Annotated in this window: 11 protein-coding genes; all 11 read right to left on the reverse strand. The window is 39.0% G+C overall.

The genetic code is table 11. The annotated features are described in order from the left end of the window. Positions 1-44: 44 nt before the first annotated feature. The 11 genes from T530_RS0103035 to T530_RS0103085 all read right to left on the reverse strand — a co-directional run bounded on the left by T530_RS0103035 (position 45) and on the right by T530_RS0103085 (position 17,328). A complete protein-coding gene (locus tag T530_RS0103035) occupies positions 45-1,265 on the reverse strand; it encodes an HD family hydrolase (protein ID WP_027727750.1) in 1,221 nt (406 codons plus the stop codon). Continuing rightward, complete coding sequence (locus T530_RS0103040; RefSeq protein WP_027727751.1) at positions 1,265-2,068, reverse strand: hypothetical protein; 804 nt, start codon at positions 2,066-2,068, stop codon at positions 1,265-1,267. The genes T530_RS0103035 and T530_RS0103040 overlap by 1 nt, the downstream gene beginning before the upstream one ends. After that, positions 2,068-3,831 carry a DNA repair protein RecN gene (recN, locus tag T530_RS0103045; protein ID WP_027727752.1) on the reverse strand — a complete coding sequence of 588 codons (1,764 nt, stop codon included), beginning with the start codon at positions 3,829-3,831 and terminating at the stop codon, positions 2,068-2,070. Before recN ends, T530_RS0103040 begins: the two co-directional genes overlap by 1 nt. After that, the gene (locus T530_RS0103050) at positions 3,824-4,666 is read right to left on the reverse strand and encodes an NAD(+)/NADH kinase (protein ID WP_027727753.1); all 843 of its coding nucleotides are present in this window, start codon (positions 4,664-4,666) and stop codon (positions 3,824-3,826) included. The genes recN and T530_RS0103050 overlap by 8 nt, the downstream gene beginning before the upstream one ends. A 28-nt stretch (positions 4,667-4,694) precedes the next feature. Further along, positions 4,695-5,753 (reverse strand): DegT/DnrJ/EryC1/StrS family aminotransferase, encoded by a 1,059-nt coding sequence (locus T530_RS0103055; protein ID WP_027727754.1) that lies wholly within the window; start codon positions 5,751-5,753, stop codon positions 4,695-4,697. After that, positions 5,750-6,229 (reverse strand): chemotaxis protein CheW, encoded by a 480-nt coding sequence (locus T530_RS0103060; protein WP_027727755.1) that lies wholly within the window; start codon positions 6,227-6,229, stop codon positions 5,750-5,752. Before T530_RS0103060 ends, T530_RS0103055 begins: the two co-directional genes overlap by 4 nt. Positions 6,230-6,363: 134 nt before the next feature. Then, the gene (locus T530_RS0103065; RefSeq protein ID WP_027727756.1) at positions 6,364-7,104 is read right to left on the reverse strand and encodes a ComF family protein; all 741 of its coding nucleotides are present in this window, start codon (positions 7,102-7,104) and stop codon (positions 6,364-6,366) included. An 81-nt stretch (positions 7,105-7,185) separates the two neighbouring features. Next, entirely contained in the window at positions 7,186-9,825 is a 2,640-nt protein-coding gene (gene mutS / locus T530_RS0103070) for a DNA mismatch repair protein MutS (RefSeq protein WP_027727757.1), read from the reverse strand. Further along, on the reverse strand, positions 9,825-10,352 hold the full coding sequence (locus T530_RS0103075; protein ID WP_027727758.1) for an OmpH family outer membrane protein: 528 nt from the start codon (positions 10,350-10,352) through the stop codon (positions 9,825-9,827). The genes mutS and T530_RS0103075 overlap by 1 nt, the downstream gene beginning before the upstream one ends. Before the next feature lie 26 nt (positions 10,353-10,378). After that, positions 10,379-12,826, reverse strand: coding sequence for an outer membrane protein assembly factor BamA (bamA, locus tag T530_RS0103080; RefSeq protein ID WP_038073330.1), 2,448 nt, complete (start codon positions 12,824-12,826; stop codon positions 10,379-10,381). Positions 12,827-12,909: 83 nt separating this feature from the next. Beyond that, positions 12,910-17,328: a translocation/assembly module TamB domain-containing protein gene (locus tag T530_RS0103085; protein WP_027727760.1), complete on the reverse strand. Its 4,419-nt coding sequence runs from the start codon at positions 17,326-17,328 to the stop codon at positions 12,910-12,912. Between the last annotated feature and the right edge of the window lie 16 nt (positions 17,329-17,344).

Raw genomic sequence — 17,344 nt, forward strand, 5'->3', positions numbered from 1 at the left:
AAAGGGAACTGAAAGGATTTTTAAGGCTTTTTACAGAGAAGAGATTATGCTGTAATCTCGTGAAAAAGCTTATAAACGTTTATTCCGCTGATTTTTTCACCTTCCGCATAGTGGCGCAGCATTCCGTCACGTCCGTTTGTAAGGTGAATTGATGTAATTCCGTGCTTTATGGAAATATCAGCTTCCATAAGGGCTGCAAGATGATCGCAAATTCGAACAAGACGTCCGTCAACAGGATTAAGCTCATCTTCATTATAGAAATTATTCAAATCATCCCAGGAAACTTTCTTTACATTTTTATCATTATCAAGAATTCTGTCTGAAAATTCATCGCTGGTGTAATAAATTATTTCATCACGGAAAAAATCTTCCATAAGAGGAACAAGTTCCTTTGCAACAATTTCATCTTCAATCTTTTTTACGATGTCAGGAAGACCGTCGGTAGCCTGCTTTACAGGTGAAATAATATCTCGGGTTACAGATTCCGGCAAATCATGGAAAAGGGCGCTGAAAAAATTATTGATGATTCTCTGCTTACACATGTTAGGATTTGACTGGCGCCCCAAAAGCATTGTCATTGTTGCAACATAAAAGCAGTGCCCCAAAACAGAAGTTGCAGGAACACGAGGAGTCTGATTCCATCTTGTCTGAAAACGAAGCTGTTCAATTTTCATAAGAAAATCAAAAGGCTTCTGGTGAGTCATAATTTTCTGAAGGCCTTCCAGATCAAGAAAAGGCTGAATATCAGCCTGAAGTTCAGTATAGATTTTTTCAAGGCGCTGCTTTTCGTTTACAACGGCAAGCATATCAAGCTCACGCATTGTTGCGTATTTGTGGGCGGCATTGTAAACGCGAAGAGATGGCCTTAGTTCATCTGACAGCTTAAAATAGCCTGCCTTCTGGCCTACATAAATTGTGAATTTGGAAAATAAATCGTCATCGTTGATAAGAGTACGATACTGATTTAAAACCCACTCATTCAGCCGCATGTATTCGTCAAGAAATTCACGCTTGAGCATCTGCTGAACTGGAGCTTTAATATCACAAAGGGCAATTTTTCTGAGTAAATCAAAAAAGGAAGCGTAAATTATCCATTCCCAATCTATATACTGCCCTTTATTTTCCTCGTATTTTCCAATGATATATGCCAGCACCATTTTTTCGGCGGCCTTATCCATTTCTACCATATCAAACGGCCGGATAAGATCATTCCAGCGCTGTATAGAAAAGCCCTCAAAAATACGAAGAAAAAGTTTTGTTTCCATTAGTTACTGATACCCTTTTTAGCGTCGGCATCCATTCTGTCTTTCCAGACTACAGCCTTTTTCTTTGCTTCTTCAGCAGGCTCTGAACTACCGATTGCTATATAAAGTTTACGAAGCGCAAGAAGATATCTGATTGCATTGCGCATATCATCTACACGACGTGTTGAAAGCTCATATTTATCGCGGTAAGCATCAGCAGAATCAGAAAGCATTTTTGTAATCATTCTGATATAGAAAACTGTGGTTTCATAATCAAGTGAAGAAGGATCAAAATAATCTTTTGTTGCAGATTTCATGTCGATAAGGTTTTTTGCAACTGTTGCAAAGCGTCCTTCAATTTCTACGAAAGTCCATCTCCATTTAGAATTATCGCCGAATGCATCGCGCAATAGATTAATTGCAAGTCCAAGTTTACGGATAATTGTATAACGGCGTGCCAGGCTCAGATTCATGATTTTTTCATGTTTTGGAACCAGATCTGAGTATGGAATATCAATAGTCGGGGTAACAATTTCTTCAAGATAAATGATGGCCTTATAAATCATCTTGCGGGCGTCGTTCAAGGCATCATTATTTTTAACTTCCATAACCTTTACGGAAAGAGCATTCTCAGCCATGTAAAGGGAAGCAATGTAAATCATGTCTTCACACAAAAGGACTTTTTTATTTTCAAAATCCATATCGCCTTCGTGCATACCGTTCAGCATGGTCTTTTCTTTTTCCAGCATCTGATTGATTTTTTCTTTGTAAGGCGCAATTGTCTCTGTAAAATGAAGCCTGCGTTCATCTGAAATTTTTGCCATTAAAATCCCCCGCAAAATTTATTAAGCATAGAGCGAGCGTGTTCCAGAGACTGTTCTGTCTGAGCATCACCGGAAAGCATACGGGCAATTTCACTGACTCTTTCTTCGCCCTCAATAGGATGAACATTAGATGATGTAATTTCACCAGAAACACTTTTCTCTATCTTAATCTGATTATCGGCATAAACTGCGATGCTCGCTAGATGTGTAATACAGAAAATTTGTCGGTTTTTAGAAAGATTTTTGATATGATTTCCTACTGCAACAGCGACTTCACCGCCGATTCCAGTATCAATTTCATCAAAAATAAGGGTTTCTACGTTATCTGCCTGACTTTCAGCAAAAATTGTCTTAAGGGCAAGCATTACACGGGAAAGTTCACCACCAGAAGCAATTTTAGCAAGCGGCTGCAAAGGATTTCCAGGGTTAGCGCTGATCATAAACTCAATGTCATCTTTACCGTAAGGGCCGCATTTCTGTTCAAGAGCAGAACCTTCTTTTGCTTTTATACTGACACCAAAACGTGTACCGCTCATTCCAAGATTTGCAAGAATCGCATCTGTTTCCTGCTCAAGAGTTTTTGCAGCCTGAGCGCGTGCGGCTGAAAGTTTTTCCGCGCGTACAAGAACTTCTTTTTCCAGCGCTTTGATTTCTGCTTCAAGCTGAGATTTTTTATCGTTGCCGCTTTCGTTTTCTTCTACAAAGCGATTTGCTTCTTCAAAGAAAGTAAGTACTTCTGAAAGAGGCGCATTTACAGACGAGGCATATTTTTTCTTAAGGTTATAAATTGCAGAAAGTCTGTCCTGCACTTCCTGAAGACGAGCCGGGTCAAAAACAAGCTTAGACTGATAAGAAGAAAACTCATCAGAAAGGTCAGAAAGCTCATAGAATGCAGATTCTACACGGGCACTAAGTTTTTCCAGAGATTTATCCATCTCTGCCACGTAAGCGCTGCTTCTCATAAGCTTTTTAAGGACCCCGGTAACGCCTTCGTCACCGCCAGAAAGCAGCTGATTAATGCCTTCTACCTCTGAATAGATTTTTTCAAAGCCAGAAAGACGTGATTCTTCCTCTTCCAGGGCAAGGTCTTCATCTTTTTTAAGCTTCAGAGCCCCTATTTCTTCAATGGCAAATTTCATCATATCAAGTTTTCTAAGGCGTTCACTTTCGCTCATAGAATACTCTGAAAGAGATTTTCGCTTTGAAACAAGGGCTGCATAAAGTTTTGTAAATTCTTCTACATCAGCAGTAATACCGGCACGGGCATCAAGGAATTTTCTGTGCTCAGAAACCTTCATCAAAGACTGATGCTCATGCTGACCGTGAATATCAATTAAAAAGGCGGAAAGCTGGGCTAAATCTGTCCTTGTAACAGGAGTATCGTTTATCCAGCCGCCAGACTTTCCGTTAGCACGGATAAAACGGCGTAAAAGTACACGGTTATTTTCTACTTCAATTCCATGCTTAAAAAGCCATTCATAGGCTGTGCGAGGCTCATATTCATCATCAGACTGAATAAGAGCCTGAACTTCTGAACTTACAGGCTTTCCGTTCAAAACAAAGGTTGCGCTTACATTAGCTTCATTTTTACCGGCGCGAATCTGACCAGCATCAGCCTTACCGCCAAGCAAAAATGAAATGGCACCTATTAAAATAGATTTTCCGGCACCTGTTTCACCGGATAATACGGTAAAGCCTTTCTTAAATTCAATATAATCAGAATCGATGAGGGCAAAATCTTTTATTGTCAAATCTTCAAGCATGAGGTCCTCCCGACCAGTTTAATTTTGAGCGCAATGCCGAATAAAATTTATCTGCAGTGCAGTTAACAAGTCTTACCTTCTGTTCCAGTTTTCTGATTAAAACTGTATCGCCGACGCTTAATTCCACAGGTTTTGAACCGTCCAGGCGAAGGTTTATTCCGTCTGCCCTGCTTTCAGAAATACCGATTGAAATCACTCCTTCCTGATTTAAGACAATCGGGCGTGAAGAAAGCGAAAAGGAATTAATCGGCGTCATTACAAAAGCTTCCAGAGAAGGATCCAGAATCGGGCCTCCAGCCGCTGCAGAATAGGCAGTTGAGCCTGTAGGAGTGCTTACAATAAGACCGTCGCCCTTTATCTTACACAAAAGCTGCATTTCGTAGTAAACATCAAGCGAAATTGTTGTCGCTGCAGAACGGGCAGAAAGTACAACATCATTAAGCGCATTTCCACAGTAGATTTCTTCATCATTATGAATGACGCGGACATTTGCCATAGAGCGCTGAATGATTTTTGATTTTCCGTCTAAAAAAGCTTCAAGCTCTTCTTTCCAGTCTTTTGGCTGAACGGAAGCAATGAATCCGAACTGGCCGAAATTTACAGGAAAAATCGGGACATTATATTTTACACAGTTACGGGCGGCAAAGAGAACTGTTCCATCACCGCCGAGCGTAATAACTAAATCATAATCTTTAATTGACGAATCCTGGCAAAACCCGTCAAAATTAAAAAAATCTGTGCTAATTTTTTTTGTATTGAGAAAAGCAGAAATTTGTTCGGCTAATTCTTTTGAATCAGGTTTTCCGACATTAACGATAATAAGAACTTTTTTCATTCAGTTTTTCTCATAAAAACAATAAAAATTACGGTAAAGCGCTCAAAACCTTTACGATTTTTGCGCTTTCAGAATGTGTAAGACGCGGATACAAAGGCACGTGAATACAGCACAAAGAAAGAGTCTTTGCGTGAATGCAGGCTTCAGAAAGTTCTTCCTTGCAGGCAATCACAGACTTTTCAAAGGCAAGCTGAACTTCAATATCCTTTTTAGCGGCGAACTGCTTTACGTCCTTAAAGGAACTTGAAAGTACAAGCGGGAAACTGCACATTGTAGAGCCGTCTTCCATCTCTCTCGCAAAAGTTTTATGACGTCCAATCATGCAAGCCTGATGGAACATTCCGAAAAGCTCTTTACGGGTCTTTTCATTGCGGGCATATTCCTTAACCTGAACCCAGGCAAGGGCAGAGTTAATATCAGGAAGCAAATCTGTATCTGCAGCTTCATCTGAAAATTTCTTAAGGACAATCCACTCACGGCGGCCTGGTGCCATAAGGACAGCTCCACCGCCGGCAGTAAGCACGTTACGCTCTTCAAGACCTAAAATTGTGTAAATACCAAAAGTTCCGGCCTTTTTAGAGTCTTCGGCAGGATTACCGTTTTCGTCTTTTACCTTTACACTTGCACCAGCACTCTGGGAAATATCTTCAATAAATGGAAGGCCTAAAGCGGCAATTCCTTCAAAATCAGGAAGAATTCCTTCTGTTTCATGCAGAATAAGAAGTTTTCCGCCTTCTTCCATTCCCTTCTGTACAATAGCAGCAGAAACCAATCCTGTAGCTTCTTCTACATCAAGAACAAGCGGACTATAGCCCAGCTCTTCAATGGCTTTATACTGCCAGAAAGGAGCTAAGGCAGAAATCATAATTTTTGAATCTTTTTCCAAGTCAAGAGCCAGCAATGCATATTTTAAAGCAATTGCAGGACTTCTCAACGCCACACAACCGTCACATTTAATAAATTCCTTAACCTGCTGGATAAGTCTCTGGTTCAATTCACCAGGACCGATTTTTTCATCAACCATGCAGGTAAGCACGGCATCCATTTCTTTTCGTCGAATAGTAGTAGAGTATGTCTGTATCATTATTGCATTTCGATAATTTTCTGAAGTTCTTTTGCGTTAAAGAGTTTTCTGATATTAAGCATAATCAGATAGCCCTGTTCCTGGCGGATTACACCTTCAATGTATTCCGAGCCAATTCCACTGAGCATCTGAGGAGGCTCTTTTACGTCCTCTGCCTTTACAGAAACAACTCTTTCAACTTTATCAATAATAATACCTATCTGGCTGCCTTCGATATTCAAAATGATAAAACCGCCGTCATTTACATCAGAGTCAGCAGAAACCGGGCCGCTCTGGAGCTTAAAACGCTTGTGCAAATCAATAATAGGAATGATTTCACCACGAAGATTGATAATTCCTTCAACATAATAAGGAGCATTCGGAATAAACCGAACATTCTGGAGTTTTACGATTTCTTTTACATCCATGATGTTAACACCGTACAATTCTTCTCCAAGATGAAAAGTAACCAATTGAAACTGTGATTCAAGTTCAGCCATATTGTCTGTCTCCTGTTTTAAAACGCTCATTAGAGCGTACTATGGTCTATACTACTATAATACTCCCAAATTATTTGTTTTGCAATGCAAGTTTTTATTGTTTTTTTACCTCCATTTTTGATTAATCAAAGCCACTAGCCGACAGCAAACAAAGTCATTGCGTAAACCTTTTTTACAGTCGTATTTACTTTTATGATATGCGCGCAGGTTTCTATAGTAGAACCCGTTGTGCAGACATCATCTATAATACAAAGTTCAGAAGGAAGGACCTCATAGACTTTTTCTGACAAAACATAGGCAGATTGAATTGTTGAAAGGCGTTCTTCACGGTTCAGTTTTTTCTGCTGGGTTGAAGAAGTTCTTTCAAGCAGAGAAAGAAGTTTGAAGCCGTAATGAAATTTCAAAATTTTGCACAGTTCATCTATCTGATCCCAGCCGTTTTTCTTAATTTTTCCAGGTCGAGGCGGAACTGGCACTATATATTCAATCTGAAGTTCCTTCAAAGCCTTGCTTACAAGGCCAGCAAAGAAATATGACAGTGCCCTTAAACCCTGAATTTTCCACATAAATAAAAGCTCTTTATTCCAGAGTCTGTAAGAAAAAAGCGGAATCATTTTATCCGTGCTTTTCAAAACAGGAGAGTCGCGGCATTCCATACATAGCTCTTTTTCCGAAATAAGTTCCTTTCCGCAGCATTTACAGCGATTGACTTTGAGCGCATCTGAAACAAAATAGAGTTTCCTGCAGTTTGAACAAAGAGGAGTCAGATATGATGTTTTACCGCAGACCAGACAGGTCTCCCCGCCAGAAATCAGGCTGTAAAAAAATCTGAGAAAAGTCACGGCATAGCTTTTTATTTTGAATAGAACATTCACATATATAATATATCCGCCGACAGTGAAAATTCGGAAATGAAATGAGAAAAATTTTTTGATTTTTTGAAAAATCTTATGCTCTTACTGACCTGAAAGCTCTTTTTTCCATCTGGAAATTGTCTGCAGGGCATTCATCGGAGTCATGTTATCCAAATCTACAGAAAGAATCTCTGAAATTATGATTTCTTCGTCACTGAACAAGCCCGGTGTAAGGGCAGCCGGCTGTACAGGAGCGGAAACAACACTTTCAGTCTGGGCAATCTCACTCTTATCACTTTCATCCAAAAGCAGAGGCTTTTCGGCTGCCGCATTCTGAATGTGAGTAAGGATTGTTTTTGCGCGGTCAATCACAGTTTTTGGAATACCAGCAAGGGCTGCAACGTGAATACCATAAGAGTTTTCTGTAACGCCTTCCTTAATTTTTCTAAGGAAAACTACACTTCCCTGCTGCTCGCTTACATCCATGCACAGGAACTTAAGGTTTGCATGCTCCATTCGCGAAAGTTCATGATAGTGAGTTGCAAAGAAAGTCTTACATTTAATTGTGTCCAGAAGATATTCAGAAACAGCACGGGCAATTGCAAGTCCGTCTTCTGTAGAAGTTCCGCGTCCTACCTCATCCATAATTACAAGAGAACGTTTTGTTGCTGCGTGAAGGATGTTTGCAGTCTCCGTCATTTCTACAAGGAAGGTTGATTCGCCTTTTGCAAGGTTATCAGAAGCGCCAACACGGCAGAAAATGCGGTCTACAATTCCAAGATGAGCCTTATCGGCAGGAATGTATGAACCTGTCTGTGCAAGAAGAGCTATAAGAGCATTCTGACGCAGATAAGTTGATTTACCTGCCATATTAGGACCTGTAATCAGGTCGAAAGAAGGAACTTCGTCATCATCACTTGAAATAAGGCTGTCGTTAGGAACAAACTCTCCGCTTGGAAGATGATTTTCTACAACCGGATGACGGCCGGCTTTTATCTCAAACATGCAGGCCTCGTCCATTTCCGGGCGAATCCATTTGTGAGCAATTGCAGCCTGTGCAAAAGAAGCAGTAACGTCTGTATTGGCAATTTCATCTGCAATACGCAAAAGATATTCTATATATTGGGCAAGAGTACGGCGAACTTCTATAAAAAGATCACGTTCCAGCTCCAGAATCTTTGTAGAAGATTCATTAAGCTGCTGTTCAAGCTCCTGAAGGCGGTTTGTAGTATAGCGGTCGCCGTTTACAAGAGCCCGGCGCATAATAAAATGCGAAGGAACTGAAGAAAGCTTTCCTTTACTAACTTCAATAAAATAGCCGGAAGCATTGTTGTATTTAATTTTGAGTGTAGAAATGCCTGTTGCATCACGCTCTTCTTCCTCATATTCAGAAAGAACAAGATTAAAATTATCGTGAATCTGTCTCCAGTGATCCAGTTCTTCTGACCAGCCCGGATTTATGATTCCACCTTCTGTAAGGGAAGTTGCAGGATTATCAAGGATTGACTTTTTAATAAGCTGGCAGATTTTATAAGAATCATCAGATGAAACAAAAGAAAAATCATACTGATTAAGATATTCTTTAATTTTACACCAGGATTCAAGACTTAGACGAAGAGCCTGCAGATCTTTTGCATGTGCCTTCTCCATTGCAATACGGCCCGCAAGGCGTTCTACATCAAGAATCTGAGACAAATCAGCTTTAACTTTTTCTAAAAGCTGGCGGTTTTCTACAAAATTAGAAACTCTATTCTGACGGTCTTCAATCTGGCGAAGGTTTGTAAGCGGGAACAAAAGCCAGTTGCGCAAAAGACGGCTTCCCATTGCAGTCTTTGTAAAATCTACGCATTCCATAAGACTGAACTGACTTGTGCCGTCCCGCATATTTTCTGTAATTTCAAGATTACGGCGCGAAGAGTCATCCATCATAAGGAATTCAGAATCCTGATAGAGCCTTATTGAATTTACATGCGGAATAGAAGCGTTCGTTGTCTTTTCAAGATAATCAAGAAGAAAGCCAGCCGGAACAATTTCGCAGGCGCCATCTTCCAGCCCAAAAGCCTTTAAGTTTGCCGTTTTAAACTGTGCCGTAAGCTTTTTATATGAAAGCTCATAATTAAAATCCCAGTCAGGATAATAAGAAACTGCAATATTGGTGTTGGCATTTAAAACAGCCTGAATATCTGAGTTTGTCTTTAAAGAAAGCGGCAGTAAAAGTTCACGAGGTCCTGCACGGTTGAGTTCCTTAGAAAAGTTTTCTGCCATTTTGTTAGCTGGCCAGGAAGTTGCGCGGAATGATGAAGTTGTTACATCAATAAAGGCAAATCCCGCTCGAGCCTTTGAAATACAAAGCGCAGCAAGGTAGCTTGCCTTAAAACCGTCAAGGTATTCAGCTTCTACGGCAGTTCCCGGCGTAATGATTTCTACAACTTTACGCTCAGCAATGCCTTTTCCGCCCTTTGGAATCTCGCCAACCTGCTCGCAGATAACGATTTTTTTTCCAAGACGGAGTAAGCGTGCAATATAAATCTTTGCAGCGTGGTAAGGAATACCACACATAGGCTGATTTGCCCGATGAGTTAATGTTAAATTCAAAAGACGCGATACTTCAACCGCGTCAGCATCAAACATTTCGTAGAAGTCGCCTAATCTGAAAAAGACGACTTCATTCTGATATTTTGATTTTATCTCCCGATACTGAAGCATCATCGGGGTAAGGTTTTCAGCATTATCTAAGGACATTAGTTCAAACCAAGCTCTGTAATAACCTGCTGAGTAATATCAACCGAAGAACTGTACCACAAAATTGCGTTAGCATCCTGAAGACTCAAAATCATACTGTATCCGCCGCTTTCAGCAATTTTTGAAAGAGTGTTATAGAGTTTTTTATAGAATTCATCAGAACCTTTCAAAGACTTCATAAGACTTTCAAGTTCAACGTTCTTTGCATTTGTGTATTCAGTCAGGTAATCTCTTTTTTTTGTGATTTCTGCCTCAACGCGGAGAGCCTGAGCTTCGTTTCCGGCATTTTCAAACTCAAATTTCCTTTCCTGAAGATTTCTTAATTCATCAGTTCTTTTATTGATTTCTGCCTGAAACTCAGCCTTCTTTTTCTCATAGTTACGAACAGGGCCTGATTTCAAGAAGAAAGCTTCATATACTTTTGCTGTATCAACAACACCAAAACGGGTAATCTGCTGAGAAAAAGCACCCGAAGAGATAAAAAGACCAAAAACAAGGGCTAAAATCAAATATTTTGTATTTTTCATAATTTACCTGCCTTAATATTCCTATATTAGCGGTTTGTAATATTAAATGAAAGTACAAACTGGAAGTCGCTGTAACTTGAAGAAGAACCGTTTTCCTTACTCCAGTCAGAAGCCTTAACAGGCTGCCAGTCGCTGTTAATCTTATATTTCCAAGCAAACAAAAGATGCAATGGGAACTGAGGCAAGAGGAAGCGGATACCAGGTCCATAACTGAAGTACCAGTCTTCAATGCTCAAATTCTGCATGTCTTTCATAGAATTCTTAACTGCCGCAGCATCATAGAAGAAGTCAATACCAATAATATTAGGAACAATCGGCATACGGAGTTCAAGACGGTTACTAAGCATTGCCTGACCTTTAGCAATCTTATAAGCTTCAGTCCAACCGCGGCCATTAAACATACCGTCGATATAAACTTTATTCGAATCAGATACCATATCATTATTAACAGGGAACAAAACTGTAAATCCTGTATAGGCAGCAAATACGAATTTAAGAGACCATTTTTCTGTTACACGAAGATCAAGAAGTTTCAAATATCCTTCAAGTTTTGTATCACTCTTAAGGAAGAACTCTTTTTCAAGACCTGGGATAAGACCATACCATGTGTATTTCTGGCTTGCGAACCATCCTTTTGTAGGATCGTAGTTAATATCACGGTTATCAACAGAACCGCTGATCCAAAGACCGTTTAAGATACCCCAGCGGTTTGCATATTTTGAAAGCCCCTGATCGATAGGAACATAAATGTTTTCATCAAAAATGTAGTTAGTAAGGTTATTTGTAAGACCAGTACCCAAAGAAAGAATAGCATAGTCAAATGCCCATCTACGGCCGAATGCAGTAGAAAGACCTACAGACCAGCCGTCATACTTTGTGTAATAGTAGCGCTGAGTCAAATCACCGCCAGGAAGCCACTGATTTGTAAGAACATATGCAGTTTTATGGCTGAAAGAAAGTGATTCAGAGAAAGAAATTGGAAGGGAACCAATCCAGTTCTGTGAGTAACCTAAATCAATTGACTGTTCTGAAGCAGAAATAGTTGTTCCGGCTGATACAGTTTTTCCTTCACCAAAGAGGTTTGAGTTTTCAATTTTTACAAAAAGAGAAATTGGAATAGGGTTATCAGGATCCGAAGAACCTGAGAAAGTCATACCGAACTGCAAAGAAGTAGTTGACTGCTCTTCTACAGAGAAAACAAGGTCAACCAAGTCCTGTTCACTACCCTGCTGAGGCTCAGGAACAACACTTGAGAAGTACTGCAGGTTCATAAGGTTACGAAGACCTGAAATAATCTTATCACGGCTGAAAATATCACCCGGTTCGATAGGAATTTCACGGCGGATTACATAATCCTTAGTCTTTGTATTTCCTTTGATAATTACGTTTTCAATATGAGCGCGAGGACCTTCAACAATAGTTACATCGTAAGAAATTTCGTGAGTCTCTGCGTCTTTAGAAGGCACTGGATAGAACTGGTTAGACATGTAACCGTTCTCATAATATTTACCTGTAATACCAGAAAGGATTTCCTGGAATTTTACTTCATTATAAGTTGCGCCCGGCTTAAGTTTTGGCATTTTGATAAGTTCATCATCAGAGAAAACTTCGTTACCATTAAGACGGATACCGGTATATGTATACTGATTACCTTCCTGTACAAAGAACAAAAGGGAAAGTTCATTACGCTGTTTCTTTTCGTTATAAGATTCTTCAATCTGAACATCAAGAACAGACATATCAACGTAACCGCGTTCTTTATAGAAGGCAACGAGAGCCTGTTTATCCTGCTCTAGAGAAGCCTGCTGGAAAGCGCCGTCTTTAAAAGCGCCGACTTCCTTCAAAGAAAGCTTTGACTTCAATTTTCTTTCAGAAGCAACTGTATTTCCCGCAAAATTAATGTGGCGGATAACTGTGCTGGAACCTTCTTCAATTTTGAAAGTAACGATTACGCCGGCATCAGTTTCCTGAACTGTATGAGAAACCTTTGAAGTTGTATAACCTTTCTGAATGTAATAGTTACGGATTGTACGTTCGTCTACTAAAACTTTTGATTCAACATAAACGTCACTTGCCTTAATTTTTATCTGTTCACGAAGTTCACCATTACGGATTTTTTTATTTCCAGAAAATGTAATGGATTTAATAATAGGACGTTCAGTTACTGTAAAAACAAGAAGAACGTCGTTATTGCTTTTTGAAGCATGCTTTGCATATGGCTCAATTTCCTCAAACAAATCAAGGGCATAAAGCTTATCAAGCATTTCATTATAAACTTCTTCTGTAAATCCATGACCGATATATGAACTGACAACACCAGTAAGTTCAGATTTTTTTACATTTTTAAGACCTTCAAAATCAACCTTTGTAATCGGCTGATCCCAGAACCATTCTCCCTCTCCAGAATCCTGAGCAAAAGAAAGTCCAACACAAATAAATAAAGAAACGAAGAACGCTGCTAACTTACGGCGCATATACATATCCCCTACCAATCCATTTTTTTTCAAAAATTTTTTAATTTTCAAAGCTGTTTTTTATAGGGCTTAAAATCCCTAAATTAAAACTCAAATTTCCAAGAAAGCGTCAGGGCGCTTGATGGCTTATACTGCTGATTAAGCAGAGCTTTGATGTCTGGAGAAACGCTCCATCGTATATTTACAAAAGGCGACTCCAGTTCCAGACCAAATTCAGGCTGGAAGTTTAAATTTAAGCTGTTGGATGCGGTTAATTCCTCATAAGACTGAACTGTTTCATCAAGAGACAGATGCAACATCGTATCAAAATATAACGAGCTTCCAAGGTACTTACCCATATAAACAGTTGAGTTATCCAAAAGGTTACCAATAGTAAAGACTTCCTTTGAAGAAGAAGAATTTCTTCTTACACCGTAACTCAATGTATTTTGCAGCACGTTTGTTCGCACTGAAAATATATCAAAATTCAGCACTTCACGCAATGAATTTTCAATTTTACGTCCAACAGAAGACTGAATTGCATAGTCTCCGGCGGCAAAAAGAAGGTTTGTTCCGCTCATACCGTTTTTATCAGAGGAATCTGCAATTGCAATCTGTCCCAGAAGCTTTCTGATTTCACTTTCTGATTTGGCAGGTGACGCAGAAAAGCGCGGACTCAGTTCCCTCAAATACTGATTTTCTACATTCATCGAAATTGTTACGGTTTTTCCGTTATCATCGCGTTCACGGGTTTCAGCCCGCAGGGAAACAAGAGGATTAAGCAAATCTTCCTGATTGAATTTGATTCTTCCGCCTTTTATATAGAAACTTCTGTTCAAATAAGCAATATCACCGGTGCGGACACCAACATTTCCGTCTACAGCATAAGCCTGGTCATATGTATCTACGCTGACTGTAAGATGAGATTTAGGAACAAGAACTGCCCGCAAAACTGGATCAAGAATAAAGGTTGCATGGTTTCCCAGCTGAATATCCAGGTCTGTTCTGAAATTCATTCCTTTTGGATCCGGTTCAGAAGTAAGGCCTGCAATTTTCTGTACATCGGCAGTAAAACTTGTATTTTCACCGATAATTTTTCCGCCAATTTCCATAACTCCGTTTTCATAAAAGAGAGCCAGGTCTATATTTACATCACTTTTTATCAGGAACTGCTTTGTTTTAAGTTTTCCAGGGAATTTTTCATCACCAATTGACTTAAGGCTTGCTTCCATATGGTCAAATGAAAAACGGTTTAAGAAAATTGAAGCCTTTCCAAGAATTTTTTCTGTCTTTTTAATGGAAAATACGGTTTCTTCAATTTTAATTTCACTGTTTTCGATTGTAATTGGTGTATAAGGAGCCTGAAGTTTCTGCTGGGAAATCAAGCTGAAAATAAGCTGAGGTTCAAAAATTGCAAGATTTCCCTTTATATCAGGTTCAGAAGATGGTCCTGTAATTCCTGCAAAACCGGAAAGTCTTCCGCCGTTAACAATGAAAAGCGTATCAAAATTAAAGTAAGAAAAGGCTTTTTCCAAATCAAAATCAACATCAGTAATATTAATATCAAGCTTTTGCCCGGTTGTACCAAAAACCTTAAGTTTTGCAAAAGAGTTATTGTCAAAATTAAGTTCAAGGAAATGGTCGCTTGTAAGGGAACCGAAAAGTCCAACGTTATCGGAAGTAAAGAAATTAATGTTTCCCTCTGAGTACATCATGCTTGCTGTAAAGCCAAACTGCTTTTTAATGAAAGAGCCGTGAATTGAAGGAAGGGAAAGCGTAACCATAAATGAATCAGGCAGGAATTTTCCTTCAGGGATTGTAGAATTATTAACTTCAATTTTAAAAGGAGACTGAATGCTCTTTTTTATTACAGAAGAATAAAGATTTCCTGAAGCGCTTCCCGTCATAGTTTCCAGAGAAAAATCTGCCTGAATATCAGAGAATTCAGAATTACCCTTTTTAACATTAAGAGTCTGAACCGAAAGGTTTCTTTCTTCAAGTAAAAGGGCTCCCGACATCTTTGTAACGCCGCCGTTTGAAGCAAGGGAAAGTTCAGCAAGGTTCAAGGTTACGTAAGGATGGGTAAAGGTTCCGGTTGCAAAAAGAGAACCGGTAACAAAATTATTTTCACTTTTTGCAACTGTAATATGGTTAAGATTAAGATTAACAAGCTGCATCTGAAGGTCCAGATAGATTTCATTCAAAATCGTCTCTTTGGAGAATTTCTGTCCCATCGGATTTGTCGCATTAAGTACAAGATTAACTGATTCCTCTGAATAGGAATTATTAAGGGCGGCGTTTACATTAAGGGCGTTAAAAATCCCGTCATTTAAGTCAAAGGCAAAATCAGCCTGGCCGGCAAGAGTTGAATAAATATCAGAATAGCCAAGATTATCAAGATGAGCGCCATATTTTGTAACGCTTCCACGGAACATAATTTTTGGAGATACCGTATAGTTTGCGCCAGCGGCTTCAAATTCAAAAAGATTTACAAGAATTTCAGGGCCCTGATCCTTTGTATAAGTAAAATTAGAACGGGTTGAAAGAACCGCCGTCATCTGGTCGTATACCAGAGGAAGATTTTCACAGGCAAGGGAACCTGAGATTCGTGAATCCGGATAAAAGTTCAGGTTAATCTGAGAATTATAATCTCCAGCAATCGAAATAAAATCCTGACGAATATTGCCGGAAAAATGGTAAGGAATGGAAGAACTTGCAATATCAACATTAAAGAAAAGTTCCCTTTCCTCTTTATTTCTGTCGAGGGTTCCGGCCACTTCAAAATTCATTTTTCCCAAAACGGCGCTGAGCTTATTAATCTGCAAAGACTGTTCGTTTCCACCAAAAGAAAGGAGGACTGTCTGATTTTCCTTTTCAATATTGGCGGCAATTATGTAAGGCACATTATATGAAAGTGATTTCAAGTCTGTAGAAAGATAGACGTCGCCGGAAAGCAGGACTGAACTTAGAGATTTGGCGGCGCTTTCCAATGTCTGTGCAGAATCTTCCTTCATTGCCTGGGCTGCAAAAAGAATAAGGCTGTCTGCAAAAACGCTCTGAAGGTTCAAGTTCAATTCCGCATATTTTTGAGACGGAAGAATATTTCCGTCAGCTTTAATAAGGCCTGCATCACCAAAATCAAGATGAGAAAAATCGCTGGCTTCAAAACTATAATAAATGGAATCATTCAGAGGAATAAGCTTAAACTGCAGGGCCGAAAGTGATTTATCACCGACAAAAAGCTGAGGAGAAAAAGCTTCAAAACCTTTTTCCATAGGATCGATGTAAAGCTCAGTAGAAAGAGACTTTCCGTTTTCAAAAACAAAATAAGGAAGTTCAAAAACACCAGAGAGCCTGTATCCGTCAAAAATAAAATCAAAATTCATATTTGAAAGGATTCTCTGACCCGCTGCAGAAAACTTTGAAAGTTCCAGATGAGTTTCATCACCATACAAAGAAAAATCGATGTCCGCGCCGCCTGCAAAAATTGAATCAGGAAGATGAATGTTTGAATCAGAAACATAATCCAGAGCCTTATCTGAGAAACTGTATTTCAGAATTGTATCTGTATTTAAAATGAGATCATTTAATTTTTTTACTGTCTTACGGGAAGTTGAAGAATTAAATATCTGGACAGGCTTAAAATCTTTGGTTTTCAGCTGAATATTCAAATCTTTGGTATCAAGATGGTAGTCGGCACCAAAAGAAACCGGGTTTTCATTCTGAATGATATGAATGCCAGCCGTATTATTCTGATAATCAGCCAGTAAATTCAGCTTTTTAATTGAATAAATGCCGTTTGAAATATTAGAAAGCCTTGCAGTAACGTAAGAGCCGTCGCCTTTATGTAAAATTGAACCTGCAAAAACTGCATTCATATTAATTTTTTGAGAAAGTTTTTCTATCTGCAAACGGATTTTAGATTCAATTTCAAAGTTCAAGCCGTTTTTCTGGCTGTTTGGAGAAAAATCAAAATCCCTGATACGAAGTCCTGCATTTACGCCGTTTTTGTCATAGGTTAATGTAACATTTTTCAGGCGGACATTTTTTGGAATAAGATGATAAAAAGTATCAAAATCAATCTCAGATGAATTTTTGGAACCCTTCTGATTTTTAGTTTTTCCCTGGTTATTTTTCTGAATATAGTCTTTCATTGACATTATTTCACCAAGATTCAGATCAATACCGTCAATTACAAAACTTGTAAAACCATTTGAAAAATCATGCTTCAGAAGCTTAATCAGGCTGTAATCAATATTTGTCTTTTTAATTGAAAGAACGACATTGTTATCATCATCAAGGAATTTAATTTTTTTAACAGTCAGCGTTGAAAGAATTGATGGAGAAAGCTTTTCGTAAGAGAAAGTCAGGCCTGTTTTTTCGTAAATTTTTGATGAAAGACTGTTTACCATGTTTTCTGCAGAGGACACAATAGCCCTGTGAAGCGGAATTACAAGGCTGATTCCAAGCAGAAAGAGGAGAATAAAAATGAAGCTGCGAATTTTAGAAACAGTTACCTTCATCGTTTAAATTATCGGA

The organism is Treponema sp. C6A8 (assembly GCF_000619925.1).
GTDB lineage: Bacteria > Spirochaetota > Spirochaetia > Treponematales > Treponemataceae > Treponema_D.

What these genes read in the sequence shown, in the direction of transcription:
- T530_RS0103035 (WP_027727750.1), bottom strand. Translation starts at nt 1,265, where the DNA reads ATGGAAACAAAACTTTTTCTTCGTATTTTTGAGGGCTTTTCTATACAG.
- T530_RS0103040 (WP_027727751.1), bottom strand. Translation starts at nt 2,068, where the DNA reads ATGGCAAAAATTTCAGATGAACGCAGGCTTCATTTTACAGAGACAATT.
- recN (WP_027727752.1), bottom strand. Translation starts at nt 3,831, where the DNA reads ATGCTTGAAGATTTGACAATAAAAGATTTTGCCCTCATCGATTCTGAT.
- T530_RS0103050 (WP_027727753.1), bottom strand. Translation starts at nt 4,666, where the DNA reads ATGAAAAAAGTTCTTATTATCGTTAATGTCGGAAAACCTGATTCAAAA.
- T530_RS0103060 (WP_027727755.1), bottom strand. Translation starts at nt 6,229, where the DNA reads ATGGCTGAACTTGAATCACAGTTTCAATTGGTTACTTTTCATCTTGGA.
- mutS (WP_027727757.1), bottom strand. Translation starts at nt 9,825, where the DNA reads ATGTCCTTAGATAATGCTGAAAACCTTACCCCGATGATGCTTCAGTAT.
- T530_RS0103075 (WP_027727758.1), bottom strand. Translation starts at nt 10,352, where the DNA reads ATGAAAAATACAAAATATTTGATTTTAGCCCTTGTTTTTGGTCTTTTT.
- bamA (WP_038073330.1), bottom strand. Translation starts at nt 12,826, where the DNA reads ATGCGCCGTAAGTTAGCAGCGTTCTTCGTTTCTTTATTTATTTGTGTT.
- T530_RS0103085 (WP_027727760.1), bottom strand. Translation starts at nt 17,328, where the DNA reads ATGAAGGTAACTGTTTCTAAAATTCGCAGCTTCATTTTTATTCTCCTC.